Genomic DNA, 26,171 nt, shown 5'->3' with positions numbered 1-26,171 from the left:
CCGTGGCGCGGGCACCACTATACCCAACCCCGCTCCCTGGCGAGACGCACGGCGGTGTGCCGGTTCTCGGCGCCCAGCTTCGAGGCCGCCGACGACAGGTAGTTGCGTACGGTGCCCTGCGACAGGCCGGCCCGTTCCGCGATCTCCGCGATCGGCGCGCCGTCCCCGGCGAGCTCCAGCACCTCGGCCTCGCGGGCGGTCAGCGGGGAGTCGCCCGCGCTGATCGCATCGGCCGCCAACTCGGGGTCGACGTACCGGCCGCCTGCGTGCACGGTGCGAATGAGCTCGGCGAGGCGCTGCGCCGAGACGGTCTTCGGGGCGAACGCCCGCACGCCCGCGGCGAGGGCCCGCTTCAGGTGGCCGGGCCGCCCGTGACTGGTGACGATCATGGTCCGGCAGTCGGGGAGCTCGGCCTTCAGGGACGTGGCGACGCTCACGCCGTCCGCCCCCGGCATCTGCAGGTCGAGCACCGCCACGTCGGGCCGGTGCGCCCGGGCCATCGCCAGCGCCTCCGGCCCCGATGCCGCCTCGGCGACGACCAGCAGGTCGTCCTCCAGGGCGAGCAGGGCGGCGAGGGCGCCGCGGATCAGGTGCTCGTCGTCGGCCAGCAGTACGCGCACGGGGCTCATGCCCGCACCTCCAGTCCTCGCAGTTGGCGCCCGGGGATCCGGGCCCGCAGCCGGAACCGGCCGTCGCCCAGCGGGCCGGCCTCCAACGTGCCGTCCAGGGCGGCGAGCCGCTCCCGCAGCCCGGCGAGCCCCGACCCGGGCGGCCCGGCGGGGGCGTCGGGGGCTCCGTCGTTCTCCACGTCCAGGGTGAGCGCGCCGTCCCCGGCCGCCGCGCCGCCGGCGCCCGCGGCGGGGACGGTGAGGCGGATCACGCAGGTGCGGGCGTCGCCGTGCCGCAGGACGTTCGTGGTGGCCTCGCGGACCACCCAGCCGAGCGCCGACTGCACCTCGGGGCGCAGGACCCGCCCGGCCTCCACCTCGACCCTGCAGTCCATGCCGGCCGCGGCGAGGACGCCGCGGGCGCCCTCCAGCTCGACCGTGAGGTCGGCCTCCCGGTAGCCGCGGACGACGTCGCGGACCTCGCGCTGCGACTCCCGGGCGATCCGCTGGACCTCGATCATCTGGTCGACGGCCTCGGGGCGCTCGCGGCGGGCCAGCTGCACGGCGAGTTCGCTCTTCAGGGCGATGACGGCGAGGTTGCGGCCCATGACGTCGTGCAGGTCCCGGCCGAAGCGGAGGCGCTCCTCCGCGACGGCGAGCTGCGCCTGGAGTTCGCGGGCGCGGTCGAGTTCGTAGACGGTCTTGAGCAGCCAGGCGGAGAAGCCGTAGGTGAAGGTGAGGAGCAGGCTGGTGGCGAAGACCCCGGTGGCGTACCCGGCGGCCTCCGCGGGGGGCCGCAGGGCCCCGGCCGGCAGCCCGGCGAGGACCCCTGCCGCGACGGGCAGGCACGCCATGTGGCGGATCCTGTCCACGGCGAGGGTGAGCGCGCCCGTGGCGAAGGCGGCCGTGTTGACCACGATGAGCGGGGTGGAGTTGGCGTTGCCGACCAGGCCGACGGAGTGCAGCGCGAGCAGGGCGGCGGCGATCGCCACGGTCAGGGCGGCGACGGCGGCGGCCTGCCGGGTGGGGCGCTCGCGGCGGCCCAGGATCCAGTCCACCGCCCTGGCGGACAGCACCCCGCACAGGACGGGGTGGGCCACCACGGGCAGCAGGAGGGACAAGGCGACGGACTGCGGCATCGGGCCCAGCGCGCTGAGGAGGGCGAGCGCCTCGATCGCCATGAAGAAGTGGAACGACCAGCGCGTGTACAGCTCGACCTTGGCCGCGCTGCTGCGGTTCCTCCACCATCCGGTCAGTCTCGACACGGTCCCCGTCCGTCCCCCCGGCCGCCCTCCGCCGGGCGCCTTCCACGGTCCAAGCCTGGCGGCGGGCGGGCCGCAGCACCAGTGCACGTGATCATCGTCGAGGATGACATTTGTCAGGGGCCGGAGGCAGGAGCGCATACGGCGAAGGGCCCTGATCAATGATCAGGGCCCTTCGCAGCTGAGCGGACGACGAGACTCGAACTCGCGACATCCACCTTGGCAAGGTGGTGCTCTACCAACTGAGCTACGTCCGCATGCCCGCCTCGGCACGGTGGCCGCGCGATGCGTGCATCACTCTACCCGATCCACCGGAGTGGTGGGTAAAGCCTGCGAGCGGGTGACAGGGATCGCACACTGCGCCTTCCCCCTGGAAGGGGGATGTTCTACTACTGAACTACACCCGCACGACCTTCGGGGCTCTGACCTGCGGCCTCGCCCCTCGGCGTGATCCACACACTAGCGGACGACAGGGGGTGGATGCCAAATCCGCCCCCGCGCCGTCCCCCGCCCCGTCTTCCGTCCCTCCCGCGGTGCCCCTCAGTGCCCCTCAGTGGGCCTGCTCGTACGCCTCGTAGACGCGCTTGGGGATCCGGCCGCGCGGGGGCACGTCGAAGCCGTGCGACCGCGCCCAGGCGCGGACGACCGCCGGGTCGGGGGCGAGGGAGGTGTGCTTGAAGGCCCGCCCGGAGCGGGACTGCCGGCGGCCGGCGGCCACGTACGGGGCGAGGCTCTTCCGGAGTTTCTTCGCGTTGGCCGGATTGAGATCGATCTCGTAGGACTTCCCGTCCAGGCCGAACGTGACGGTTTCCGCCGCTTCTCCGCCGTCGATGTCGTCGGAGAGAGTGACCACTACGCGCTGCGCCACGGGTCTCGATCCCTTCGTGGGCCACTCGCCGCCGTCCGTTGACGTGCGGGGATGTCGCCTGTGTGGATGTTTCGGAGCAATGCGGTTTTCCGGCCCCGAAGTGGGGCGGCAAATCCCGCTCGCTCGGGGATTCCTTTGTACCGCGATTGCCATTGCATGGCGAAGCCCAGTTAATTGTCTGCGCGTGTCCCGCCGCAATGCCGAGTCGGGGGTTTTCCGGCGGATTTTGCGAAGCGTTGGTGAAGGGCGAACGGGGCCCGTACGGCCCGCCCCCGAAATCTACCCGCGTAGAAATTTCGGGCGGGTACGCTGAAGGAACCGCCTTGCACCAACCACCCATCGGGAGTGCCAGTGGCACGCGTCGTAGTCGACGTCATGCTCAAGCCGGAGATCCTCGACCCCCAGGGCCAGGCGGTGCAGCGTGCACTGCCGCGCCTGGGCTTCGAGGGCATCGCCGACGTCCGCCAGGGGAAGCGCTTCGAGCTGGAGGTGGAGGGTCCGGTCGACCAGACCGCCCTCGACCGGATCCACAAGATGGCCGAAACGTTCCTCGCCAACACCGTCATCGAAGACTTCACCGTGAAGGTAGAGGACTGACCGGTGACCACTCGCATCGGTGTCGTCACGTTCCCCGGAACGCTCGACGACCGTGACTCGCTGCGCGCCGTTCGCCTCGCGGGGGCCGAGCCGGTCTCGCTGTGGCACCGCGACAAGGACCTGCACCAGGTCGACGCGGTCGTCCTCGCGGGCGGCTTCTCCTACGGCGACTACCTGCGCGCCGGAGCCATCTCCCGGTTCTCGCCGGTGATGGAGACCATCATCGAGCAGGCCAGGGGCGGCATGCCGGTCCTCGGCATCTGCAACGGCTTCCAGATCCTCACCGAGGCCCACCTGCTGCCGGGGGCGATGCTCCGGAACAACCACCTGCACTTCATCTGCCGCGACCAGAAGCTCCGCGTCGAGAACGCGGACACCTCCTGGACCGGCGACTACGAGCAGGGCCAGGAGATCTCCGTCCCGCTCAAGAACATGGACGGCCGCTACGTCGCCGACCAGCGGACGCTGGACGAACTGGAGGGCGAGGGCCGTGTGGCCTTCCGGTACCTCGACTTCAACCCCAACGGCTCGCTGAACGACATCGCCGGCATCACCAACGCCGCCGGCAACGTCGTCGGCCTCATGCCGCACCCCGAGCACGCGGTCGAGCCGCTGATCGGGACCGGCCGCACCGACGGCCTCGGATTCTTCACCTCGATCCTGAAGAAGCTGGTCTCCGCATGACTCTGGACACCGTCAAGCACGCCGCCGAGACCCCGGACGCGGCGCAGCCCTGGAAGGAACTCGGCCTCAAGGAGGACGAGTACCAGCGCATCCGCGAGATCCTGGGCCGCCGTCCCACGGGTGCCGAGCTCGCCATGTACTCGGTCATGTGGTCCGAGCACTGCTCGTACAAGAGCAGCAAGGTCCACCTGCGCCAGTTCGGCGAGAAGGCCCCGGCGAACGACGCCATGCTCGTCGGCATCGGCGAGAACGCCGGCGTCGTCGACGTCGGCCAGGGCTACGCGGTCACCTTCAAGGTCGAGTCGCACAACCACCCCTCCTACATCGAGCCCTACCAGGGCGCGGCCACCGGCGTCGGCGGCATCGTCCGCGACATCCTCGCCATGGGCGCCCGCCCGGTCGCGGTCGTGGACCCGCTGCGCTTCGGCGCCGCCGACCACCCCGACACCAAGCGCGTCCTGCCGGGCGTCGTCGCGGGCATCGGCGGCTACGGCAACTGCCTCGGCCTGCCCAACATCGGCGGCGAGGTCGTCTTCGACGCCTGCTACCAGGGCAACCCGCTGGTCAACGCCGGCTGCATCGGCGTGATGAAGCACGAGGACATCCACCTCGCCAAGGCCTCCGGCCCCGGCAACAAGGTGATCCTCTACGGCGCCCGCACCGGCGGCGACGGCATCGGCGGCGTCTCGGTCCTCGCGTCCGAGACCTTCGACGACACGAAGCCCACGAAGCGCCCCGCGGTCCAGGTCGGCGACCCGTTCCAGGAGAAGCTCCTCATCGAGTGCACCCTGGAGATCTTCAAGGAGAAGCTGGTCGCGGGCATCCAGGACCTCGGCGGCGCCGGCCTGTCCTGCGCCACCTCCGAGCTGGCCTCCGCAGGCTCCGGCGGCATGCGCGTCGAGCTCGACACCGTCCCGCTGCGCGACGCGACGCTCTCGCCCGAGGAGATCCTCATGAGCGAGTCGCAGGAGCGCATGTGCGCGATCGTCGAGCCGCAGCACGTCGACCGCTTCATGGAGATCTGCGAGAAGTGGGACGTCATCGCCACGGTCATCGGCGAGGTGACCGACGGCGAGCGCCTGGAGATCTTCTGGCACGGCGAGCAGATCGTGGACGTGCCCCCGGGCACCGTCGCCCACGAGGGCCCGGTCTACCAGCGTCCGTACGCCCGCCCCGACTGGCAGGACGCCCTCCAGGCCGACGACGCGGGCAAGCTGGCCCGCCCGCGGACCTCCGAGGAGCTCCGCGCGCAGGTCCTGGCGCTGGTCTCCTCCCCGAACCAGGCCTCGAAGTCCTGGGTCACCGACCAGTACGACCGCTTCGTGCAGGGCAACACCGTCCTCGCGCAGCCCGAGGACGCGGGCATCGTCCGCATCGACGAGGAGTCGAACCTCGGCGTGGCCATGGCAACGGACGGCAACGGCCGCTACGCCAAGCTCGACCCGTACACGGGCGCGCAGCTGGCCCTGGCCGAGGCGTACCGCAACGTCGCCGCGACCGGCGCCAAGCCGCTGGCCGTCTCCGACTGCCTGAACTTCGGCTCGCCCGAGGACCCGGGCGTCATGTGGCAGTTCGCCGAGGCCTGCCGCGGTCTCGCGGACGCCTGCCTGGAGCTGGGCACGCCGGTGACCGGCGGCAACGTCTCGCTGTACAACCAGACCGGCGACACCGCGATCCACCCGACCCCGGTCGTGGCGGTCCTCGGCGTCATCGACGACGTCAACCGGCGCACGCCGATGGCGTTCTCCGAGCCCGGCCAGCTGCTGTACCTGCTCGGCGACACCGCCGAGGAGTTCGGCGGCTCCGCCTGGTCGCAGGTCGTCCACGACCACCTCGGCGGCCTCCCGCCGAAGGTGGACCTGGGCCGCGAGAAGCTGCTCGCCGAGATCCTGATCGCCGCCTCGCGCGACGGCATGGTCGACGCGGCGCACGACGTCTCCGACGGCGGCGTCGTCCAGGCGCTCACCGAGTCCTGCCTGCGCGGCGGGAACGGCGCCCGGATCGTGGTCCCCGAGGGCCTGGACGCGTTCACCTTCCTGTTCTCCGAGTCCGCGGGCCGGGCCGTCGTGGCCGTCCCGCGCAGCGAGGAGCTCCGCTTCACCGACATGTGCGGCGCGCGTGGCCTGCCCGCCACCCGCATCGGTGTCGTGGACGGCGAGGAGATCGAGGTCCAGGGCGAGTTCACGATCCCGCTCGCCGAGCTCCGAGAGGCCCACGAGGCGACGATCCCCGGCCTGCTGGCCTGATCTCCGCCCCACCCGCGGCACGGCGGGCGCCCCACCGGGCGCCCGCCGTGGCTGCGGCCGCCGCGGCCCATCGGGCACACTCGCCGCATGGCACCCAGGACCCGTCGCAAGCGCACCTACGACGCCGTGAAGATCCGAGCCGCCGTCACGGCGCAGTTCGGCCACATCGCCGACGCGGTCCGCGAACTGACGCCGGAACAGCTCGCCCGCCCCACCGGTCTCGGCGCGTGGACCGTCGCCGACCTCGCCGCGCACGTCGCCTGGATCGCCGACTCGCTCGCCGCCGGACTGGCCCGCCCGCCGGCCGCCGTCCCCGAGCTCACGGCCGTCGAGTGGCCCTCGGCGACCGCCTCGCTCGCCGGGAAGATCGCGGAGGCCGCCAAGGAGACCGTCGGGGGCGCCCCACTCGGCGAGATGTACGGCCGGGCCGGGGCCCGCATGGCGGAGCAGCTCGCGGCGAACCCGGTCGGCGGCCGGGTCCTGCACCTGTGGGTCGGGGACATGACGCTGGCCGACTTCCTCGTCACGCGGGCCGTGGAGCTCACCGTCCACACCGACGACCTGAACCGGGCCGCCGGCCTGGACATCCCGATCGACCGGCAGGCGCTCGCCGCGACCGTGCGGCTCCTCGCCGACGCCCTCGCGCTCGCCGCGCCGGGCGGCGCGGTGGAGGTGCGGATCCCGCCGTTCGCGGTGGTCCAGTGCATCGAGGGCCCCCGGCACACCCGCGGCACACCCCCGGGCGTCGTCGAGACCGACCCGTTGACGTGGATCCGGTTGGCCACCGGGCGAACGCAGTGGGCGGAGGCCCTCGCCGACGCCCGGGTGACGGCCAGCGGCGAGCGGGCCGACCTCGCGGCGCTGCTGCCGGTCATGAGCTGAATCAGGCCACCACGGCAGCGGATGCCGACAAGGCCGGCCCGCCGCCCGCGGAACCGGTCCGGCCCGCCGCCCGTCCCACCGGCATGCGAACGCTCCGGAACCACCCCGCAGCCCTCGTCGCCCTCCTGGCCCTCGCCGCGACCTCCGCGTGCGGCGGCGGCGCCTCCCCCGGCGCCTCCGCGGGCCCCGACTTCGCCGGCAACTGGTCCGTGCGGAGCCTGACGGCCGGCGGCCGCACCCTGACCGCACCGCCCACCGCGCACCTGGACTTCGAGGCCGGCGCCCCCGGCCGGGCCGAGGCCAAGGGCAACTACGGCTGCAACGGCTTCACCGCGGACGTCGCCCACGAGGCCGCCGGGCGCCAGGCCACCGCCCTGACCGTGGAGCCCGGCGCCTCGACCACCATGGCCTGCGAGCACAGCGCCTTCGAGGCGGAGTTCGCCAAGGTGCTCCGCGGGCGCCTGGAGGCCCGGCGCGGCCCCGAGGACAGGCTGACCCTGAAGGCCGCCGACGGCAGCACCGTCGAACTGGTGCTGCGCGCCCCGGTGCCGGACGCCCCGCTCACCGCCACCCAGTGGACCGTCACCGCCCTGCTCGACGGCGGTACGGCGGCCTCCGTCCCGGCCCCCGCGGCCGGCCGGGCCGTCCTGCGGATCGGCCCCGACGGGACCGCGGACGGCAACCTGGGGTGCAACCGGTTCAGCGCACCGGCCGCCGTCGAGGGCGACCGGGTCACCTTCGGCGAGCTGACCTCGACCCGGGTCGCCTGCACCGGCCCCGCGGGCGACCTGGAGCGCGCCCTCACCGGGCTCCTCGGCAGCGGCTCCCTCACCTGGCAGGTCCGGGCGCACACCCTCACGCTGACCGCGCCCGACGGCCGCGGGCTGACGGCCGAGGCGGCCTCCGCCGCCGAGTGATCCGTACGAACGCACGGGAAAAAGGGAAAGAAAAGGAAAAGAAACACGGCGTTCCCGGCGGCCCCGCCAGGCCCCTCCCGCGGAAAGCGGAGCGACATCCGCCGACCGCCGCCCCGGCACCGCCGGGCCGCGGTCGGCCGAGTCCGCCGCACTCCTGCCGCGACACCGCAGGAAGCGCGGCCATTGGATCGGCAGGTGCGTGTCAACCACCGCATTTGCGGATATCGGGCCCGTCACCCTCCGCAGGGGTTACCCGACTGTCCGCACTGTGACTTTTACCGTCAGTCCCCAATTCGGACCAGTGGTCGATCTCGCCTACACTCGGTGGCGTGCCTCGTGGTGATGGACGACTCAACCACGACCTGCTCCCCGGCGAAAAGGGCCCCCAGGACGCTTGCGGCGTCTTCGGTGTCTGGGCTCCGGGTGAAGAGGTCGCCAAGCTCACCTACTTCGGACTGTATGCACTGCAGCACCGTGGACAGGAGTCCGCGGGCATCGCTGTGAGCAACGGTTCCCAGATCCTCGTCTTCAAGGACATGGGACTCGTGTCCCAGGTCTTCGACGAAACCTCCCTCGGATCGCTCCAAGGTCATATCGCGGTCGGTCACGCCCGCTACTCGACCACCGGCGCGTCCGTCTGGGAGAACGCCCAGCCGACCTTCCGCGCGACCGCCCACGGCTCCATCGCCCTGGGCCACAACGGCAACCTGGTGAACACCGCCGAGCTTGCCGAGATGGTCGCCGACCTCCCCCGACAGGACGGCCGCGCCACCCAGGTGGCGGCCACCAACGACACCGACCTCGTCACGGCCCTCCTGGCCGGCCAGACGGACGACGAGGGCCGCGCCCTGACCGTCGAGGAGTCGGCCGCCAAGGTCCTCCCGCAGGTCAAGGGAGCCTTCTCGCTCGTCTTCATGGACGAGACCACCCTCTACACCGCCCGCGACCCGCAGGGCATCCGCCCGCTGGTCCTCGGCCGCCTGGAGCGCGGCTGGGTGGTCGCGAGCGAGACCGCCGCCCTCGACATCGTGGGCGCCAGCTTCGTCCGCGAGGTCGAGCCCGGCGAGCTCATCGCCATCGACGAGAACGGCCTTCGCACCTCCCGCTTCGCAGAAGCGAAGCCCAAGGGCTGTGTGTTCGAGTACGTCTACCTGGCGCGCCCGGACACCGACATCGCCGGCCGGAACGTCTACCTCTCGCGCGTCGAGATGGGCCGGCGCCTCGCCAAGGAGGCCCCGGTCGACGCCGACCTGGTGATAGCGACGCCGGAATCCGGCACGCCCGCCGCGGTCGGCTACGCCGAGGCGAGCGGGATCCCGTACGGCTCCGGCCTGGTCAAGAACGCCTACGTCGGCCGGACCTTCATCCAGCCCTCGCAGACGATCCGCCAGCTGGGCATCCGCCTCAAGCTCAACCCCCTCAAGGAAGTCATCCGGGGCAAGCGCCTGGTGGTCGTCGACGACTCGATCGTCCGCGGCAACACGCAGCGCGCGCTGGTCCGCATGCTCCGCGAGGCCGGTGCGGCCGAGGTCCACATCCGGATCTCCTCGCCGCCGGTGAAGTGGCCGTGCTTCTTCGGCATCGACTTCGCCACCCGGGCCGAGCTGATCGCCAACGGCATGAGCGTCGAGGAGATCGGCACCTCGCTGGGCGCGGACTCCCTCGCGTACATCTCCCTCGACTCCATGATCGAGGCGACGACCATCCAGAAGCCGAACCTCTGCCGCGCCTGCTTCGACGGCGAGTACCCCATGGAGCTGCCCGACCCGCAGCTGCTGGGCAAGCAGCTCCTGGAGACCGAGCTGGCCGGCGGCACCGACGCCGCCGACGCGCTGCGCCGCCCGTAGCCCGCACTCCGGCTCAACCTGCGCCGGGCCCTGTCTTTCAAGCTTTTCCCAGGGCCCGGCACTCCACGCAGTAACGACACGAAAGCTCTCTCCTGTCATGACAGAGAAGACCACCGGTGCCAGCTACGCCGCGGCGGGCGTCGACATCGAAGCGGGGGACCGCGCCGTCGAGCTGATGAAGGAGTGGGTGAAGAAGACGCAGCGCCCCGAGGTCCTCGGCGGCCTCGGCGGCTTCGCCGGCCTCTTCGACGCCTCCGCCCTCAAGCGCTACGAGCGCCCCCTGCTGGCCTCTGCCACCGACGGGGTGGGCACGAAGGTCGACATCGCCCGCCAGATGGGCGTCTACGACACGATCGGGCACGACCTGGTCGCCATGGTCATGGACGACATCGTGGTGTGCGGTGCCGAGCCCCTCTTCATGACGGACTACATCTGTGTGGGCAAGGTCCACCCGGAGCGCGTCGCGGCCATCGTCAAGGGCATCGCCGAGGGCTGCGTCCTGGCCGGCTGCGCCCTCGTCGGCGGCGAGACCGCCGAGCACCCGGGCCTGCTGGGCCCGGACGACTTCGACGTGGCGGGCGCGGGCACCGGTGTCGTCGAGTACGACGCCCTGCTCGGCGCGGATCGCATCCGTACGGGTGACGCGGTCATCGCGATGGCGTCGTCCGGCCTTCACTCGAACGGGTACTCGCTCGTCCGGCACGTCCTCTTCGACCGGGCCGGGATGTCGCTCGACGCCCACGTCGAGGAGCTCGGCCGGACCCTCGGCGAGGAGCTGCTGGAGCCCACCAAGATCTACTCGCTGGACTGCCTGGCCCTCACCCGTACGGCCGAGGTCCACGCCTTCTCGCACATCACCGGCGGCGGCCTCGCGGCGAACCTGGCCCGGGTGATCCCGGACCACCTGCACGCCACGGTCGACCGGTCGACGTGGACGCCCGGCGCGATCTTCGACCTCGTCGGCACGGCCGGCCGGGTGGAGCAGCTGGAGCTGGAGAAGACCCTGAACATGGGCGTCGGCATGATGGCCGTCGTCCCGCAGGAGTCGGTGGACGTGGCGCTGACCGCGCTGGCCGACCGGGGCGTCGACGCCTGGGTCGCGGGCGCCGTCACCGAGCGCGGCGAGCACGCCTCGGGCGCCGAGCTGACCGGGTCCTACGCAGGCTGAGGGATGCACGGAAACCCGGTCCGGGGCGGGGCCCCGGACCGGGTTTCCTGTGCTGTCACACCTGCTCGGCCGCGTGGGTGGCCGGCTGAGGCATAGGCGTCAAGCGCCGCGACGCTGCGCGGACGGGCCGGACTCGTCGTCCTCGTCCTCGTCGTCGTCGTTGTACATCTCCGCGTACTTGGCGTACGGGTCGTCGTCGTCCAGCTCGTCATCGACGTCGACCGGCTCGCTGACAGGCAGCAGCGGCGCCGTCGGCGATGCGCCCAGCTCGTTGGCCAGACGCGCAAGGTCAGTGCCGCCGCTGTTGTACTTCAGCTGGCGGGCGACCTTCGTCTGCTTGGCCTTGGCCCGGCCGCGCCCCATGGCTCGACCCCCTCGGTGACGGGGCTCGACGGCCCCAGAGTCTGACACGCGTTCATGGTTCGGAGCGGGCTCTCCTCGGAGAGACCGTCCGTAGGGGTTTAACGGTACCTGCTTCCGCGGCCATACGGTACGCCGCCCGCATCACGCGCCCCGGTGCAGGACCATCGAGGCGCCCCGTCCTCGCTGGTCAGCTGCGATTTTAACTCTTTCCCGGCGGGCGACCCGCCGAAGCGCAGTGAGTTCCGTCTCGCCGCGCCCCGGCGGGCCCGCCCGTCAGGGGGTCAGGAGGCCTTCGCCGCCTTGGCGGCGCGGGCGTCGGCCATGCGCTGCTCGGCGATGCGGTCGGCCGCAGCGGCCGGCGGAATGCCGTCCGACTTCGCACGTGCGAAGATTTCGAGCGTGGTGTCGAAGATCTTCGTGGCCTGGGCCTTGCAGCGGTCGAAGTCGAAGCCGTGGAGCTCGTCGGCGACCTGGATGACGCCGCCCGCGTTGACCACGTAGTCCGGGGCGTAGAGGATCCCGCGGTCCGCGAGGTCCTTCTCGATGCCGGGGTGGGCGAGCTGGTTGTTCGCCGCGCCGCAGACGATCGTGGCGGTGAGCGCCGGGACGGTGTCGTCGTTGAGGGCGCCGCCGAGCGCGCAGGGGGCGTAGATGTCCAGGCCCTCGGTGCGGATCAGCGCGTCCGTGTCGGCGACGGCGACGACCTGCGGGTGCTTGTCCAGGATCCGGCGGACGGACTCCTCGCGGACGTCGGTGATCACGACCTCGGCGCCGTCCTCCAGGAGGTGCTCGACCAGGTAGTGGCCGACCTTGCCGACGCCGGCCACGCCGACCTTGCGGCCGCGCAGGGTGGGGTCGCCCCACAGGTGCTGGGCGCTGGCGCGCATGCCCTGGAAGACGCCGAAGGCGGTGAGGACGGAGGAGTCGCCGGCGCCGCCGTTCTCCGGGGAGCGGCCGGTGGCCCAGCGGGTCTCGCGGGCGACGACGTCCATGTCGGCGACGTAGGTGCCGACGTCGCAGGCGGTGACGTAGCGGCCGCCGAGGGACTCCACGAAGCGGCCGTAGGCCAGCAGGAGCTCCTCGGTCTTGATGACGTCCGGGTCGCCGATGATGACGGCCTTGCCGCCGCCGAGGCCGAGGCCGGCCATGGCGTTCTTGTAGGACATGCCGCGCGAGAGGTTCAGCGCGTCGAGGACGGCCTCCTCGTCGGAGGCGTACGCGTGGAAGCGCGTGCCGCCGAGGGCGGGGCCCAGGGCGGTGGAGTGGATGGCGATGACGGCCTTGAGTCCGGTGGCCCGGTCCTGGCACAGCACGACTTGCTCGTGGCCGCCCTGCTCCGTGCGGAACAGGGTGTGCAGGACGCCGTCGGTCATTTCGGTCACGGTGGTGACTCCCATGGAAGAGATGCGGCGGAATGACGCCCGCCCTGCGGGTGGGGGAGGGCGTGCTGGGAGCAGAGTAAGTCCAAAGCGCCGTGTGCAGATCCCCTGTCCGGGGATCGAAACACTCCCGGAGTACGGGCGGGCGCTCCGCTGCCCGGGGCGGCGGCCCGCGCAGGGGGCGGAGTAGCCCCGGGCGGGGCGGGGGAGTACGGAAGCGTGAGTGCATCCCGCGACCCCCGGCCGCCGTCCGAGCGCCCGGCGCCGACCGTCCCGTACGCGTCCTACCTGCGTGTCTACGAGCCGCTGGGGGCCTTCGCCGAGCCGGAGCGCACGCACTGGGCGGCATACGCCCGGCGCGGGGCGGGGCCCACGGCCCAGGACGAACTGCGCCGGTCGCTGGCCGAGTTGGTGCGCGTCCCGGTGGCGGCGGTGCCGCCGCGGGAGAGCTCGGACGCCTTCACGGCGGAGGTGGACGGGGTGCTGCTGGTCTGCCCGTGGCGGACCCGGCTGCGGGGCTGGCTGGCGCTGAAGGAACTCGCCGAGGAGTTCCCGGCGCCGGTGCTGGACGCGGCGCTGCCCCCGGAGTCGCGGCGGCGGGCGTCCGAGGAGTACGAGCGCTGGCGCGAGCGGAATCCGGACGCGCGGCCTTGGATCCGGACCTCGGTGTGGCAGGTGCCACTGCGCTGGTTCGTGCTCGTGTCGGACGATGAGCGGGAGTACCTGCCGGGCGAGCGGCTGCGGTACCGGACGCCGATGGTCCAGGCGCGGCGGCGGCTGGCCCGGGGGCTGCGGACGCTGCGCGAGGCGGAGGGGTACGAGATGCTCGCGGACGGGCTCGTCGGGGTGGGGAGCTGGCTGGAGGAGTTCCATCCGCGGTCGATGGTCGAACTGGACTACGGCGGGCTGGTGCACGCGCTGCCGGCGGAGCGGCTGGCGGCGGACCGGTCGGCCCGGGACGTCGCGGCCGGGCTCGCGGCGCTGCGGTCCGGGGACGCGGCCGCGGCGGCGGAGGCGTACGCGGAATTGGGGGAGCGCTGGCGGGCGGTACGGGAGAGACTGTTCGCCAACTAGGGGAGCCCGCGCACCCGTATCGGGGTCGAATGGTCGGGACCTACGTCCCGATCCGGGCCATTGCCTCAAGCGTGACGGACTGCACTAAACACACCCTTGCGCCGTTCCCCTACCCTCGTGCCAAAATAGGACAAGGAGTCCGGGGAGGGTTCCTTCCGCCCAACTGAGGGCGGAATGCTCGGCATTGCACGCTACGGGGGGTCCTGGAGACTCCTGATCGCTCTGTGACTGATCGTTACAGTGGGGTGACTGTCCGCTATGGGGCGGTCCATCGGGTTCCGACCGCTGATGAACACCTCGGAGGGCAATTCCGTCGGTTTGGCCGTCGCGGCTGGACGGATGGTGTAGTTGTAGTGCCGAGGACAAGCCGTTCGTCCTATAACCGACTCGGCCCGCGTATGTCCATTTCGGGCAACGCGGGCCAAGGTGCAGAATTTAGAGGAAAGAACCGAGATGGTTCGGTTCTCCCGAGGAGGCCGCTCATGACCGCTCGCACCCCTGATGCCGAGCCGCTGCTGACCCCGGCTGAGGTCGCCACGATGTTCCGCGTGGACCCGAAGACGGTGACCCGCTGGGCCAAGGCCGGCAAGCTGACGTCCATCCGCACCCTGGGTGGGCACCGCCGCTACCGCGAGGCCGAGGTCCGCGCCCTGCTCGCGGGAATTCCGCAGCAGCGCAGCGAGGCCTGAGGTCGCGTTCATCACCCCGCTTTGAACGGGTAGGCATCGGATCCCCCAATCCGGTGAAACCCACTGTGCTTCATTCGGCCGGACCTGCCCCAACAGGTACCCGGCCGTTCGGTCGCGCTGGACTCCGCCGGGTCCAGCGCGATCTTTTTTGTGCCCGCGGGCGGGGGCGGCGGGGAGTGCCGGGCCGCCTCCCCGGGGAGGTGCCATTGCACATATTAAATTGACCGGACGTATAGGCGCGATAAAAGTACGACTCCCGAAAACTCGTGTGGTGACTCCTGTCACAGGCTGTGACTCTTGTGTGGGAGCCAATGCACACGTAAAGGGATGTCCCGCGCAGAGCGGTCTCGCCTGAGGGGCGATTTTCGCGGAAGGATGGCATCCGCGGATGGCGGACGGGTGAATTCGATCGGCCGAACGGGCGGAGTACCGGCCGATGCCTCCCGGAGGGGCGGTCCGCCCCGGACGGGCGGTGCGCCCCGATGGCGGGGTACGCCGGCCCGCCCGGGGTGCGCGCGGACGCCGACATGCGGAAGGGCCCGCCATCCGGTGGGATGCGGGCCCTTCTCCTGCTGCGATCCTGACGGGACTTGAACCCGCGACCTCCACCTTGACAGGGTGGCGAGCTAACCAACTGCTCCACAGGACCTCGATGTGCAGCCGTTTTCCCTTGGCTGCGCATCAGACTGTACAGCAGCCCGGGGGGTGCGGTCGAACCGGCGGGCGCCCCGTCACGGGGCCGCCGCGTCCACCGCCTTCACGATGCGCTTGTCGGAGACCGGGTACGCCGTCCCCAGCGAGTGCGCGAAGTAGCTGACCCGCAGCTCCTCGATCATCCAGCGGATGTCCGTGACCGCCTCGGGCACGGGCCGGCCCTTGGGCAGCTGCTCCAGCAGCCAGGCGTACTCGTCCTGCATCTCGTGGATCTTCTGCATGCGCGTGGTGTCCCGCTGGACTGCCGTGGGCATCTGCTGGAGCCGCCGGTCGGCCGCCACCAGGTACCGCATCAGGTCCGGCAGCCGCCGCAGCCCGGTCCGGGTGACGAAGCCGGGCGGCATGAGGGCCGCCAGCTGCGCCCTGACGTCCTGGAGGTTCGCCAGCAGGGCGGGGCTCTGCGCGCCCTTCAGGCGCCGTTCGCAGGCCTGCCAGGCCGCCAGGACCTGCTGCACCTGCCCGACCGCTCGGACGGTGGTGTCCACCAGGTCGGCGCGCACGGCCTCGTACAGCCGCCGGTAGCCCGCCTCGTCCCAGGCGGGGCCGCCGTGGTCGGCGATCAGCCTGTCCGCCGCGGCCGTCGCGCAGTCGTCGAACAGCGCCTGCACGGAGCCGTGCGGGGTGCGCGACAGGGACAGCTTCTGCTGGTTGCTGAGCCGGTCCGAGGCGAACTTGGCAGCGTTCACGGGGATGTTCAGCAGGATCAGCCGGCGTGTGCCGAGCCACATCGCCTGCTGCTGCTCGGCCTCGGTGTCGAAGAGCCGTACGGAGACGCTCGCCCCCTCGTCGACCAGCGCCGGGTACGCCTTCACGGGCTGGCCGGCACGCCGTGTCTCGAAGACCCGGCTCAGGGTGCCGATCGTCCAGTCGGTCAGCCCGGAGCGCTCCACCGACTCCCCGCCCGAGCGCTCCGCGGTGGCCGCGGCGGCCTTGGAGAGGGCCTGGCGGGCCTTCGGCTTGAGCTGCAGGCGCAGCGCCTCCAGGTCCTTGTCCTCCGCGATCTTGCGGCGCCGCTCGTCGACGATCCGGAAGGTGATCTTCAGGTGGTCGGGGATCCTGGACGGGTCGAAGTCGTCGGCGGTGACCGGGACGCCCACCATCCGGTGCAGTTCGCGCGCCAGCGTGGCCGTCAGCGGCTCCTGGAGCGGCACCGCCGTGTCCAGGAAGCGGGCCGCGTAGTTCGGCGCGGGCACGTAGTGGCGGCGGATCGGCTTGGGCAGCGACCGGATCAGCTCGGTCACCACCTCCTCCCGCAAGCCCGGGATCTGCCAGTCGAAGCCCTCCCCGGTCACCTGGTTGAGCACCTGGAGCGGGATGTGGACGGTCACGCCGTCCGCGTCCGCGCCCGGCTCGAACTGGTAGGTGACCCGGAACGTCAGCTGCCCCTGCCGCCAGGAGTCCGGGTAGTCGGCCTTGGTGACGCCGGCCGCCTTCTCCGTCAGCAGCATCTCGCGCTCGAAGTCGAGGAGTTCGGGCTCCTCGCGGCGCTTGTGCTTCCACCAGGAGTCGAAGTGCGCCCCCGACACCACGTGCTCGGGGATCCGCTGGTCGTAGAAGTCGAAGAGGGTCTCGTCGTCGACGACGATGTCGCGGCGCCGCGCCCGGTTCTCCAGCTCCTCGACCTCGGTCAGCAGCTTGCGGTTGTCGGCGTAGAACTTGTGGTGGGTCCGCCAGTCGCCCTCCACCAGGGCGTGGCGGATGAACAGCTCGCGCGAGACCTCCGGGTCGATCCGCCCGTAGTTGACCTTGCGCTGGGCGACGATCGGCACGCCGTACAGCGTGACCCTCTCGTACGCCATGACGGCCGCCTGGTCCTTCTCCCAGTGCGGCTCGCTGTAGGTGCGCTTGAGCAGGTGGCCGGCGAGCGGCTCGACCCACTCCGGCTCCACCTTGGCGTTGACGCGGGCCCACAGCCGGGACGTCTCCACCAGCTCGGCGGACATCACGAACTTCGGCTGCTTCTTGAAGAGCGCCGAGCCCGGGAAGACCGCGAACTTGGCGCCCCGGGCACCGAGGTACTCGTTCTTGTCGGTGTCCTTCAGGCCGATGTGCGACAGCAGGCCGGCGAGCAGCGACACGTGCACGTGCTGCTCCGGGGCGTCCGCCTCGTTCACGTGGAGGCCCATGCCCTTGGCGACCGTGCGCAGCTGCGAGTAGATGTCCTGCCACTCCCGGATCCGCAGGAAGTTCAGGTACTCCTGCTTGCACATCCGGCGGAAGGAGGAGGAGCCGCGCTCCTTCTGCTGCTCCCGGACGTAGCGCCACAGGTTCAGGAAGGACAGGAAGTCGCTGGTCTCGTCCTTGAAGCGGGCGTGGTGCTGGTCGGCCTGGGTCTGCTTGTCGGACGGGCGCTCGCGCGGGTCCTGGATCGACAGCGCGGCGGCGATGACCATGACCTCGCGGACGCAGCCGTTGCGGTCGGCCTCCAGGACCATGCGGGCCAGCCGCGGGTCCACGGGCAGCTGGGAGAGCTTGCGGCCGAGCGGGGTGAGCCGCTTGCGGGGGTCCTTCTCGGCCGGGTCGAGCGCGCCGAGCTCCTGGAGGAGCTGGACGCCGTCCCGGATGTTGCGGTGGTCCGGCGGGTCGATGAACGGGAACTTCTCGATCTCCCCGAGCCCGGCCGCGGTCATCTGGAGGATGACGGACGCGAGGTTGGTGCGGAGGATCTCCGCGTCGGTGAACTCCGGTCGGGCGTCGAAGTCGTCCTCGGAGTAGAGCCGGATGCAGATGCCGTCGCTGGTGCGGCCGCAGCGGCCCTTGCGCTGGTTGGCGCTGGCCTGCGAGATCCGCTCGATCGGCAGCCGCTGGACCTTGGTGCGGTGGCTGTAGCGGGAGATGCGGGCGGTGCCCGGGTCGATCACGTACTTGATGCCGGGGACGGTCAGCGAGGTCTCGGCGACGTTCGTGGCGAGGACGATGCGGCGGCCGGTGTGCTGCTGGAAGACCCGGTGCTGCTCGGCGTGCGAGAGCCGGGCGTACAGCGGCAGGACTTCCGTGAAGCGCAGCTTCTTCTTGATCAGCGCGTCCGCGGTGTCGCGGATCTCGCGCTCGCCGGAGAGGAAGACCAGGATGTCGCCCGGCCCCTCGGCCTGGAGCTCGTCCACCGCGTCGCAGATCGCGGTGATCTGGTCGCGGTCGCTCTCCTCGGAATCTTCCTCCAGCAGCGGCCGGTAGCGGACCTCCACGGGGAAGGTGCGGCCGCTGACCTCGACGATCGGGGCGTCGCCGAAGTGGCGGGAGAACCGCTCCGGGTCGATGGTCGCGGAGGTGATCACGACCTTGAGGTCGGGGCGCCGGGGCAGCAGCTGGGAGAGGTAGCCCAGCAGGAAGTCGATGTTCAGGGACCGCTCGTGGGCCTCGTCGATGATGATCGTGTCGTAGGCGCGCAGCTCGCGGTCGGTCTGGATCTCCGCGAGGAGGATGCCGTCCGTCATCAGCTTCACGAACGTCGCGTCCGGGTCGACCTGGTCGGTGAAGCGGACCTTCCAGCCGACCGTGCCGCCGATCTCGCACTTCAGCTCCTCGGCGATCCGCTCGGCGACCGTGCGGGCCGCGATACGGCGGGGCTGGGTGTGCCCGATCATGCCGCGGACGCCGCGGCCCAGCTCCATGCAGATCTTCGGGATCTGCGTGGTCTTGCCGGAACCGGTCTCACCGGCGACGATCACGACCTGGTGGTCGCGTATCGCCTCGGCGATCTCGTCCTTCTTCTGGCTGACGGGCAGGTTCTCGGGGTAGGTGACCTCAGGCATGCGCGAGGCGCGGCCGGCCAGCCGCGCGGCGGCCTTCTCGGCCTCCGCGGCGATCTCGTCGAGCACGGCCTGCCTGGCCTCGGGCTTGCGGATGCGGCGGGCGCCTTCGAGGCGGCGGCCGAGGCGGTGCGCGTCGCGGAGGGAGATCTCACCGAGAAGCGTCTGCAGGGCGGCGAAGGAAGTAGACATACCTGCTCGAGGATCTCACCCCGGTGCGCCGGGTGGCGAACGCATTTGTCGGGGGGACCCGTACCATTTCGGGACGATCCCCCGCCCCTTCCCGCGTGAGAGGCCCCACGTATGCCGAGCAGTGCGCACCGATACGGGCGCGGCGTGCTGCTCGCGGCGCTGCTGGCGCTGCTGTGCGTCCTCGCGGGGGGTGCCGTCGGCGCCGGTCAGGCGGCCGCTACGGCTTCCGGCGGCCGTGCCCCCGACCGGGCTCCCGCGGCCGGTTCCGGCTGGGTGTCAGCTCCGGCTTCCGGGGACGTCTCCCGGCGGGCTGCCGGCCGGGTCCCCGCGGACGCTGCAGGGCGGGTGTCCCGCCGGGCCTCCGAAGACGTTGCGGGGCGGGCGTCCGGCCCCGCCTCCGCGGACGGTTCCCGGCGGGCGGCGTTCGCAGCCGCCGATGCGGGCGAGGTCGTACGGGCCTCCGCCGGGGACGGCGGGGGGCGGGGGCCGCGGTGCGGGCCGGGGCCCGCCGGACCCGAGCGGACGCCGGCCGTGCCGGCCCGCGCCGGCGCACAGGGCGACCACGTCCTCGCCGCCTGCACCCGCCCCTTCCCCGGCTGCGGGACGCCCCCGCCCCGCGCCGTGTACGGGCCGCCGGGAGGGGCGCGCGCCCCCGACCGGCCCGCTCCCGGGCCGCTGGAGCTCTCCGTGATGCGGGTGTAGGAGGGCCCGCCCGGCCCCGAGCGGCCGGACCACCGCCCTCCTCTTCCACCACCTCGTCCGGAGCATCCGTATGCCTTCTTCCTCCCGTCCTTCCCGACCCTCCTCCCGCTCCACCGGCAAGACGCTGCTGGCCTGCGCGGGCGTCCTCCTCGCCGCGGCCGCGCTGGGGCTGGCGTCCTGGCAGGCCACCGCCCCCGACGACCGCCCGGCGCGGGCCGGCGGCGCCGTGTCGCAGCCGCGGGCCGAGGACTCCGGCGCCCGCGCCGAGCTGCTGAAGCTCGCCCGCCGCGAGGCCGGCGACCGGCTCGCCGTCGGCCGGGCGGACGCCCCGGTCGTGCTGATCGAGTACTCCGACTTCAAGTGCGGCTACTGCGGCAAGTTCGCCCGGGACACCGAGCCCGAGCTGATCCGGAAGTACGTCGAGGACGGCACGCTGCGCATCGAGTGGCGCAACTTCCCGATCTTCGGCGAGGAGTCCGAGGCCGCGGCGAAGGCCGCCTGGGCCGCCGGGCAGCAGGACCGCTTCCAGCAGTTCCACGCCGCCGCGTACGCGCCCGGCGCCAAGGAGAAGGGCTTCGGCGCGGAGCGCCTGCTGGAGCTGGCCCGCGAGGCCGGCGTCCCCGACCTGGAGCGCTTCTCCCGGGACATGGCCGGCGAGGCCGCCGCGGCGGCGCTGGCCCGGGACCGGGAGGAGGGGAGCCGCATCGGCGTCGCCTCCACCCCGTCCTTCCTGGTCAACGGCCGGCCGATCGCCGGCGCCCAGCCGTACGGCACGTTCGCCGCGGTGATCGACGGGGCCAAGGCCGAGGCGGCCCGGTGACGGGCATCGGCTACCTGGCCGCCCTGCTCGGCGGGCTGCTGGCGCTGCTCAGCCCCTGCAGCGCCCTGCTGCTGCCGGCGTTCTTCGCGTACTCGATCGACTCGCCGTCCCGGCTGCTGGCACGGACCGGGATCTTCTACGCGGGCCTCGCGACGACCCTGGTGCCGCTGGGCGCGGCCTCCTCGACGGCCGGCCGGTTCTTCCACGGCCACCGCGACGCGCTCGTCCTGGCGGGCGGCTGGCTGATCATCGCCCTGGGAGTCGCACAGGTCCTCGGCAAGGGCTTCGCCCCGCGGCGGATCTCGGAGCTGTCGGGGCGGATCCGGCCGACGACCGCGCTGTCGGTGTACGCGCTGGGCGCCGTGTACGGGCTGGCCGGCTTCTGCGCCGGGCCGATCCTGGGCAGCGTCCTGACGGTGGCGGCCGTCGGCGGCAGCCCCGTCTACGGGGGCCTGCTGCTCGCGGTGTACGCGCTGGGGATGGCCGTACCGCTGTTCGTGCTGGCCCTGCTGTGGGAGCGCTTCGACCTGGGGCGGCGGCGGTGGCTGCGCGGCCGGCCCGTCCGGCTGGGGCGGCTGGAGGTGCACAGCACGTCGCTGCTCTCGGGGTTGTTCTTCGTCCTGCTGGGGGCGCTGTTCCTGGCGTACGACGGGGCGAGCGCGCTGCCGGGGCTCCTGGACACCGACGACTCGTTCGCGGTGGAGCAGCGGGTGCGGGAGATCGCGGGCGCGGTCCCGGACGCGGTGCTGCTCGGCGCGGCCGCGGCGGCAGTCCTCGCGGTGCTGCTGGTGCGCCGGCTGCGCGGCGGCCCGGCCGGGGCGGACGGGGCGGACGCGCCGGAGCCGGCGGAGGCGCGGGAATGACGCGGAAGGCCCCGTCCGAGGGACGGGGCCTTCCTTTTGTGGCTGGGGCCGGGGTCGAACCGGCGACCTATCGCTTTTCAGGCGATCGCTCGTACCAACTGAGCTACCCAGCCACGAGACCGTTTCCGGCCTCAGCGATCCTGACGGGACTTGAACCCGCGACCTCCACCTTGACAGGGTGGCGAGCTAACCAACTGCTCCACAGGACCATGCAGTGTGCGAGACAAGTCTTGCACACGGTAATGCGTACCCCCAACGGGATTCGAACCCGTGCTACCGCCTTGAAAGGGCGGCGTCCTGGGCCACTAGACGATGAGGGCTAAAGGCCCGCCGGGGCGCTTTCCAGCGCGTCGGGGACGTGAGAAGCATATGGGATGCGGGGAGGTAACGCCAAAACGGTTTCCCCCGGCAGGCTGCGTGCGCCCGGCGCGGAGGGACAATGACCGGGTGCTGGAGATGACACGCGAGGAGTTCGAGGAGCTCGTCGCCGAGGCCCTGGACCGCATCCCGCCGGAGCTGACGCGGCTGATGGACAACGTGGCGGTGTTCGTCGAGGACGAGCCGCCGGCGGACGACCCGGAGCTGCTCGGCCTCTACGAGGGGACTCCGCTGACGGAGCGCGGCGAGTGGTACGCGGGCGTGCTGCCGGACCGGATCACCGTCTACCGCAACCCGACCCTGCGGATGTGCGAGGACCGGGAGGACGTGATCGCGGAGACGGAGATCACCGTGGTTCACGAGATCGCCCACCACTTCGGCATCGACGACGCCCGGCTGCACGCCCTGGGCTACGGGTGAGCGGGCCGGTCGGCCCCGTCGACCCGGATGTCGACCTGCACGTGCCGGCGCAGCGCGCCGAGCCGCTGGGGCCGGTCCTCGCGGCGGTCGCGGCGGGCGCCGCGGTGGGGGCTTCGGCCCGGTACGGGCTGGCGCTGCTGTGGCCGGCGGGTCCGGCGGGCTTCCCGTGGGCGACGTTCTGGACGAACGCGGCCGGCAGTGCGCTGATCGGGGTGCTCATGGCGCTCATCGCCGAGGGCGGCCGGACGCCGCCGCACCCGCTGCTGCGGCCGTTCGCGGGGGTTGGCGTGCTCGGCGGGTTCACCACGTTCTCCACGTACGCGGGGGACTTCACCCGGCTGTGGGAGGCGGGCGAGGCGGGGCGTGCGGTGGCGTACGCCGGGGGCACGGTCGCGGCGGCCCTCGGCGCGGTGTGGGCGGGGGCCGCGGTGACGCGGCTCGCGGTGCGCGGGGGGCGCGGGTGAACTGGCTGCTGGTGGTGGCGGGCGCGGTGGTCGGGGCGCCGCTGCGGTACCTGGCGGACCGGGCGGTGCAGACGCGGCACGAATCGGTGTTCCCCTGGGGGACGTTCGCGGTGAACGCGGCCGCCTGCCTGCTGCTGGGACTGCTGACCGGGGCGGCGCTGGCGGGGGCGGCGTCCGGGCGGTGGCAGCTGCTGCTGGGGACGGGGCTGTGCGGGGCGCTGAGCACGTACTCGACGTTCTCGTACGAGACGCTGCGGCTGGCGGAGCGGGGGCGGTTCGGGCCGGCCGCGGCGAACGCGGCGGGGTCGGTCCTGGTCGGCTTCGGGGCGGTGGCGCTCGGGTCGCAGGCGGCGGCCGGGCTGTGGGGCTGAGGGCGGGGCGCCGGCGGGCCGGGGGTCCGGCGGGCGCCGGCGGCGGGTGTCCTTCCGGGGCGTGTCCCTTGCGGTGCAAAGGGAGTTGGGCACATCGACCCGCTCACCGCGGACTCTGACCGCCCACCCGGAGGTGCACCGTGCGCCAGTTGTCCGCTTCCCTCCGCCTGGCCGTCACCGCGCTCGCGGTCGCGGCCACGGCGGGCTGCATGAGCGTCGGCGGGGACGCCGCGAAGCCGGGGCCGTCGGCCTCGCCGGGCCGCAAGCAGGCGGCGGACGCGGGCCGGGGCGCCGCGTCCGGGCGGGGCGCGGGCGCGCACGAGGCGGGCCAGGGCGGCAGGGTCTCCGCGGGGATCCAGGCGGGCAAACCCGTTGAGGACGGCAAGGCGTCCGGCGCGACGGGGGCTTCGGCCAGCCCGGGTGCGCCGGCCGGGCGGCCCGGGGCGCCGTCGCCGTCGGCCGGGCCGGGGGGCGGCGCGGGCGGGCAGGGCCCCCAGGAGCCGCCGCCGGGCCAGGGCGGAACCGGTGGTTCGGGCGGTTCCGGCGGGACGAAGCCCACGCCTCCGGCGCAGTCGCCGACCCCGGAGCCGCCCGTGACGCCCCCGGCCTCGACGCCCACCCCGCCGCAGCCCGACCCGACGCCCACGCCCACCGGTTGAGGCCCGGCCGCGGCGGCCGGGCGGGCCGATCGTCACAGGTCAGGGCGGATCGGGCGGGATCGACTTGCCAGACCCCCCAAGGGGTGCGTATGGTTATAGATCGTTTGATCCCATTGCCCGGCGCCGATCCGAAGCGCGCCGCGTGGCGCGTTTCTCCCTAGCCGTGGCTGACCGCATTGAGGCGGTCGAATTGCGATTCACGGAGTTTGGGCGCGTGCCGAGACTCCGGAAGGTTTCGCATTTCGCATGTCCATTTCCAGTTCTGACCGTGCCGTCATGCCCGAGAACGACTCCCACGAGATCGTGGACGCCGTCGAGGCCCTCGTGGTGACGGAGGCCATGGAGGCCGCCGAGGCCGACGAGATCATCGAGGCCCTCGAGGCCGACGTGGCGGGCGACCGCGACGCCGACGACGACGAGCCCGAGATCACCTTCGCCGACCTGGGCCTGCCCGAGGGCGTCGTCCGCAAGCTCGCCCAGAACGGTGTCACCGTCCCGTTCCCGATCCAGGCCGCGACCATCCCGGACGCCCTGGCCGGCAAGGACATCCTCGGCCGCGGCCGCACCGGCTCCGGCAAGACCCTCTCCTTCGGCCTGCCGACCCTGGCGCGCCTGGCGGGCGGCCACACCGACAAGAAGAAGCCCCGCGCGGTCATCCTCACCCCGACCCGCGAACTCGCGATGCAGGTCGCGGACGCCCTCCAGCCGTACGGCGACGTCCTCGGCCTGAAGATGAAGGTCGTCTGCGGCGGCACCTCCATGGGCAACCAGATCTACGCACTGGAGCGCGGTGTCGACATCCTCGTCGCCACCCCGGGCCGCCTGCGCGACATCATCAACCGCGGCGCCTGCTCCCTGGAGGACGTCCAGGTCGCGGTCCTCGACGAGGCCGACCAGATGTCCGACCTGGGCTTCCTGCCCGAGGTCACCGAGCTCCTCGACCAGGTCCCGGCCGGCGGCCAGCGCATGCTGTTCTCCGCCACCATGGAGAACGAGATCTCCACCCTGGTCAAGCGCTACCTCACCGACCCGGTCAGCCACGAGGTCGACAGCGCCCAGGGCAACGTCACGACCATGTCGCACCACGTGCTCGTCGTGAAGCCGAAGGACAAGGCGCCCGTCACGGCCGCCATCGCCGCCCGCAAGGGCCGCACCATCATCTTCGTCCGCACCCAGCTGGGCGCCGACCGCATCGCCGAGCAGCTCGTCGAGGCCGGCGTGAAGGCGGACGCGCTGCACGGCGGCATGACGCAGGGCGCCCGTACCCGCGTCCTCGCGGACTTCAAGGACGGCCACGTCAACGCGCTCGTCGCCACCGATGTCGCCGCCCGCGGCATCCACGTCGACGGCATCGACCTGGTCCTCAACGTGGACCCGGCCGGCGACCACAAGGACTACCTGCACCGCTCGGGCCGCACCGCCCGCGCCGGCAGGTCCGGTGTCGTCGTCTCCCTGGCGCTGCCGCACCAGCGCCGCCAGATCTTCCGCCTGATGGAGGACGCCGGCGTCGAGGCCTCGCGCCACATCGTCCAGGGCGCCGGCGCCTTCGACCCGGAGGTCGCCGAGATCACCGGCGCCCGCTCGCTGACCGAGGTCCAGGCCGACTCCGCGAACAACGCCGCCAAGCAGGCCGAGCGCGAGGTCGCCGAGCTGACCCGCAGCCTGGAGCGCATGACCCGCCGCGCCGCCGAGCTGCGCGAGGAGGCTGACCGCCTCGTCGCCCGCTCCGCCCGCGAGCGCGGCGAGGACCCGGACGCCGCGATCGCCGAGGCGGCCGAGGCCGCCCAGGCCGAGGTGGCCGCCCAGGTCGCCGCAGCCGCGGCGGCCGAGGAGCGCCGGGAGCGCACCGAGCGCCGCGACGACCGCGGTGACCGGGGCGGCGACCGTGGCGGCTTCCGCCGGGACGACCGGGGTGACCGCGGTGGCGAGCGTGGCGGCTTCCGCCGTGACGACCGCCCGTCCTTCAACCGCGACGACCGCGGTGACCGGGGCGGCGACCGCGGTGGCTTCCGCCGGGACGACCGGGGTGACCGCGGTGGCGAGCGTGGCGGCTTCCGTCGCGACGACCGCCCGTCCTTCAACCGCGACGACCGCGGTGGCGACCGTGGCGGCTTCCGCCGGGACGACCGCCGTGACGGCGAGCGTGGCGGCTTCCGCCGTGACGACCGCCCGTCCTTCAACCGCGACGACCGCGGTGGCGACCGTGGCGGCTTCCGCCGGGACGACCGCCGTGACGGCGAGCGTGGCGGCTTCCG

Annotated in this window: 23 protein-coding genes and 6 tRNA genes; 17 read left to right on the top strand and 12 right to left on the bottom strand. The window is 72.5% G+C overall.

The window, feature by feature from the left end; genetic code table 11:
• Positions 1 to 17: 17 nt before the first annotated feature.
• The 5 genes from ACZ462_RS10380 to ACZ462_RS10360 form a co-directional block, all read right to left on the bottom strand.
• On the bottom strand, positions 18 to 629 hold the full coding sequence (locus ACZ462_RS10380; RefSeq protein ID WP_114058212.1) for a response regulator transcription factor: 612 nt from the start codon (positions 627 to 629) through the stop codon (positions 18 to 20).
• Positions 626 to 1,873, bottom strand: coding sequence for a sensor histidine kinase (locus ACZ462_RS10375; protein WP_467805776.1), 1,248 nt, complete (start codon positions 1,871 to 1,873; stop codon positions 626 to 628). Before ACZ462_RS10375 ends, ACZ462_RS10380 begins: the two co-directional genes overlap by 4 nt.
• Before the next feature lie 181 nt (positions 1,874 to 2,054).
• Positions 2,055 to 2,127 (bottom strand) — tRNA-Gly (locus tag ACZ462_RS10370).
• A gap of 78 nt (positions 2,128 to 2,205) precedes the next feature.
• Positions 2,206 to 2,277 (bottom strand) — tRNA-Gly (locus ACZ462_RS10365).
• A 143-nt stretch (positions 2,278 to 2,420) separates the two neighbouring features.
• Complete coding sequence (locus ACZ462_RS10360; RefSeq protein WP_467805777.1) at positions 2,421 to 2,738, bottom strand: histone-like nucleoid-structuring protein Lsr2; 318 nt, start codon at positions 2,736 to 2,738, stop codon at positions 2,421 to 2,423.
• Positions 2,739 to 3,083: 345 nt separating this feature from the next.
• On the opposite strand from ACZ462_RS10360, the gene purS reads away from it, so the two are divergent.
• The 7 genes from purS (at position 3,084) to purM (ending at position 11,079) form a co-directional block, all read left to right on the top strand.
• Positions 3,084 to 3,335 (top strand): phosphoribosylformylglycinamidine synthase subunit PurS, encoded by a 252-nt coding sequence (gene purS, locus ACZ462_RS10355; protein WP_114058209.1) that lies wholly within the window; start codon positions 3,084 to 3,086, stop codon positions 3,333 to 3,335.
• Between the two features lie 3 nt (positions 3,336 to 3,338).
• Positions 3,339 to 4,019, top strand: coding sequence for a phosphoribosylformylglycinamidine synthase subunit PurQ (purQ, locus tag ACZ462_RS10350; protein ID WP_114058208.1), 681 nt, complete (start codon positions 3,339 to 3,341; stop codon positions 4,017 to 4,019).
• Positions 4,016 to 6,265: a phosphoribosylformylglycinamidine synthase subunit PurL gene (gene purL, locus ACZ462_RS10345; protein ID WP_467805779.1), complete on the top strand. Its 2,250-nt coding sequence runs from the start codon at positions 4,016 to 4,018 to the stop codon at positions 6,263 to 6,265. Before purQ ends, purL begins: the two co-directional genes overlap by 4 nt.
• Positions 6,266 to 6,352: 87 nt before the next feature.
• Positions 6,353 to 7,147: a maleylpyruvate isomerase family mycothiol-dependent enzyme gene (locus ACZ462_RS10340; protein ID WP_467805780.1), complete on the top strand. Its 795-nt coding sequence runs from the start codon at positions 6,353 to 6,355 to the stop codon at positions 7,145 to 7,147.
• 83 nt (positions 7,148 to 7,230) lie between these two features.
• Positions 7,231 to 8,064, top strand: coding sequence for an META domain-containing protein (locus ACZ462_RS10335; protein ID WP_467805782.1), 834 nt, complete (start codon positions 7,231 to 7,233; stop codon positions 8,062 to 8,064).
• A gap of 329 nt (positions 8,065 to 8,393) precedes the next feature.
• Positions 8,394 to 9,911, top strand: coding sequence for an amidophosphoribosyltransferase (gene purF / locus ACZ462_RS10330; protein WP_467805784.1), 1,518 nt, complete (start codon positions 8,394 to 8,396; stop codon positions 9,909 to 9,911).
• Positions 9,912 to 10,008: 97 nt separating this feature from the next.
• Positions 10,009 to 11,079, top strand: coding sequence for a phosphoribosylformylglycinamidine cyclo-ligase (gene purM / locus ACZ462_RS10325; protein ID WP_467805785.1), 1,071 nt, complete (start codon positions 10,009 to 10,011; stop codon positions 11,077 to 11,079).
• 99 nt (positions 11,080 to 11,178) lie between these two features.
• On the opposite strand, the gene ACZ462_RS10320 is transcribed toward purM, so the two are convergent.
• Positions 11,179 to 11,490 (bottom strand): DUF3073 domain-containing protein, encoded by a 312-nt coding sequence (locus tag ACZ462_RS10320; protein WP_229884581.1) that lies wholly within the window; start codon positions 11,488 to 11,490, stop codon positions 11,179 to 11,181.
• A 233-nt stretch (positions 11,491 to 11,723) separates the two neighbouring features.
• Complete coding sequence (locus ACZ462_RS10315) at positions 11,724 to 12,824, bottom strand: Leu/Phe/Val dehydrogenase (protein ID WP_114058202.1); 1,101 nt, start codon at positions 12,822 to 12,824, stop codon at positions 11,724 to 11,726.
• A gap of 216 nt (positions 12,825 to 13,040) precedes the next feature.
• Between ACZ462_RS10315 and ACZ462_RS10310 the strand changes: the two genes are divergently transcribed.
• Both ACZ462_RS10310 and bldC read left to right on the top strand, forming a co-directional pair.
• The gene (locus ACZ462_RS10310) at positions 13,041 to 13,895 is read left to right on the top strand and encodes a DUF8083 family protein (protein WP_467805787.1); all 855 of its coding nucleotides are present in this window, start codon (positions 13,041 to 13,043) and stop codon (positions 13,893 to 13,895) included.
• A gap of 482 nt (positions 13,896 to 14,377) precedes the next feature.
• Entirely contained in the window at positions 14,378 to 14,584 is a 207-nt protein-coding gene (gene bldC / locus ACZ462_RS10305; protein WP_003949541.1) for a developmental transcriptional regulator BldC, read from the top strand.
• Positions 14,585 to 15,159: 575 nt separating this feature from the next.
• Here the strand turns inward: bldC and ACZ462_RS10300 are convergent.
• A tRNA-Asp gene (locus ACZ462_RS10300) sits at positions 15,160 to 15,233 on the bottom strand.
• 82 nt (positions 15,234 to 15,315) lie between these two features.
• The gene (hrpA, locus tag ACZ462_RS10295; RefSeq protein ID WP_467805789.1) at positions 15,316 to 19,239 is read right to left on the bottom strand and encodes an ATP-dependent RNA helicase HrpA; all 3,924 of its coding nucleotides are present in this window, start codon (positions 19,237 to 19,239) and stop codon (positions 15,316 to 15,318) included.
• Positions 19,240 to 19,770: 531 nt separating this feature from the next.
• Here hrpA and ACZ462_RS10290 point away from each other — a divergent pair.
• The 3 genes from ACZ462_RS10290 (at position 19,771) to ACZ462_RS10280 (ending at position 21,624) form a co-directional block, all read left to right on the top strand.
• Positions 19,771 to 19,941: a hypothetical protein gene (locus tag ACZ462_RS10290; RefSeq protein WP_468251751.1), complete on the top strand. Its 171-nt coding sequence runs from the start codon at positions 19,771 to 19,773 to the stop codon at positions 19,939 to 19,941.
• 70 nt (positions 19,942 to 20,011) lie between these two features.
• Positions 20,012 to 20,761 (top strand): DsbA family protein, encoded by a 750-nt coding sequence (locus tag ACZ462_RS10285; RefSeq protein ID WP_467805791.1) that lies wholly within the window; start codon positions 20,012 to 20,014, stop codon positions 20,759 to 20,761.
• Positions 20,758 to 21,624 (top strand): cytochrome c biogenesis CcdA family protein, encoded by an 867-nt coding sequence (locus tag ACZ462_RS10280; protein WP_467805792.1) that lies wholly within the window; start codon positions 20,758 to 20,760, stop codon positions 21,622 to 21,624. Before ACZ462_RS10285 ends, ACZ462_RS10280 begins: the two co-directional genes overlap by 4 nt.
• A 39-nt stretch (positions 21,625 to 21,663) precedes the next feature.
• Here the strand turns inward: ACZ462_RS10280 and ACZ462_RS10275 are convergent.
• The 3 genes from ACZ462_RS10275 to ACZ462_RS10265 all read right to left on the bottom strand — a co-directional run bounded on the left by ACZ462_RS10275 (position 21,664) and on the right by ACZ462_RS10265 (position 21,944).
• Positions 21,664 to 21,737 (bottom strand) — tRNA-Phe (locus tag ACZ462_RS10275).
• Positions 21,738 to 21,759: 22 nt separating this feature from the next.
• Positions 21,760 to 21,833 (bottom strand) — tRNA-Asp (locus ACZ462_RS10270).
• A 38-nt stretch (positions 21,834 to 21,871) separates the two neighbouring features.
• Positions 21,872 to 21,944, bottom strand: a tRNA-Glu gene (locus tag ACZ462_RS10265).
• A 127-nt stretch (positions 21,945 to 22,071) separates the two neighbouring features.
• Between ACZ462_RS10265 and ACZ462_RS10260 the strand changes: the two genes are divergently transcribed.
• The 5 genes from ACZ462_RS10260 to ACZ462_RS10240 all read left to right on the top strand — a co-directional run.
• The gene (locus ACZ462_RS10260; protein WP_216827118.1) at positions 22,072 to 22,422 is read left to right on the top strand and encodes a metallopeptidase family protein; all 351 of its coding nucleotides are present in this window, start codon (positions 22,072 to 22,074) and stop codon (positions 22,420 to 22,422) included.
• Positions 22,419 to 22,886 (top strand): fluoride efflux transporter FluC, encoded by a 468-nt coding sequence (locus ACZ462_RS10255; protein WP_467805793.1) that lies wholly within the window; start codon positions 22,419 to 22,421, stop codon positions 22,884 to 22,886. Before ACZ462_RS10260 ends, ACZ462_RS10255 begins: the two co-directional genes overlap by 4 nt.
• Entirely contained in the window at positions 22,883 to 23,257 is a 375-nt protein-coding gene (gene crcB, locus ACZ462_RS10250; protein ID WP_467805794.1) for a fluoride efflux transporter CrcB, read from the top strand. Before ACZ462_RS10255 ends, crcB begins: the two co-directional genes overlap by 4 nt.
• A gap of 149 nt (positions 23,258 to 23,406) precedes the next feature.
• Entirely contained in the window at positions 23,407 to 23,916 is a 510-nt protein-coding gene (locus ACZ462_RS10245) for a hypothetical protein (RefSeq protein ID WP_467805796.1), read from the top strand.
• A gap of 246 nt (positions 23,917 to 24,162) precedes the next feature.
• Positions 24,163 to 26,171: DEAD/DEAH box helicase (locus tag ACZ462_RS10240; RefSeq protein ID WP_467805797.1), on the top strand; the 2,009-nt coding region annotated here is incomplete at its 3' end.

Source organism: Streptomyces sp. NPDC031121, from assembly GCF_055570615.1.
Note: the sequence above shows the minus strand (reverse complement) of the source record. Positions and strands in the feature narration are given on the sequence as shown.

Bases quoted from the DNA above. Each gene is read 5' to 3' on its own strand.
- ACZ462_RS10380 (WP_114058212.1), bottom strand. From the start codon at position 629: ATGAGCCCCGTGCGCGTACTGCTGGCCGACGACGAGCACCTGATCCGC.
- purL (WP_467805779.1), top strand. From the start codon at position 4,016: ATGACTCTGGACACCGTCAAGCACGCCGCCGAGACCCCGGACGCGGCG.
- ACZ462_RS10340 (WP_467805780.1), top strand. From the start codon at position 6,353: ATGGCACCCAGGACCCGTCGCAAGCGCACCTACGACGCCGTGAAGATC.
- ACZ462_RS10335 (WP_467805782.1), top strand. From the start codon at position 7,231: ATGCGAACGCTCCGGAACCACCCCGCAGCCCTCGTCGCCCTCCTGGCC.
- purM (WP_467805785.1), top strand. From the start codon at position 10,009: ATGACAGAGAAGACCACCGGTGCCAGCTACGCCGCGGCGGGCGTCGAC.
- bldC (WP_003949541.1), top strand. From the start codon at position 14,378: ATGACCGCTCGCACCCCTGATGCCGAGCCGCTGCTGACCCCGGCTGAG.
- hrpA (WP_467805789.1), bottom strand. From the start codon at position 19,239: ATGTCTACTTCCTTCGCCGCCCTGCAGACGCTTCTCGGTGAGATCTCC.
- ACZ462_RS10285 (WP_467805791.1), top strand. From the start codon at position 20,012: ATGCCTTCTTCCTCCCGTCCTTCCCGACCCTCCTCCCGCTCCACCGGC.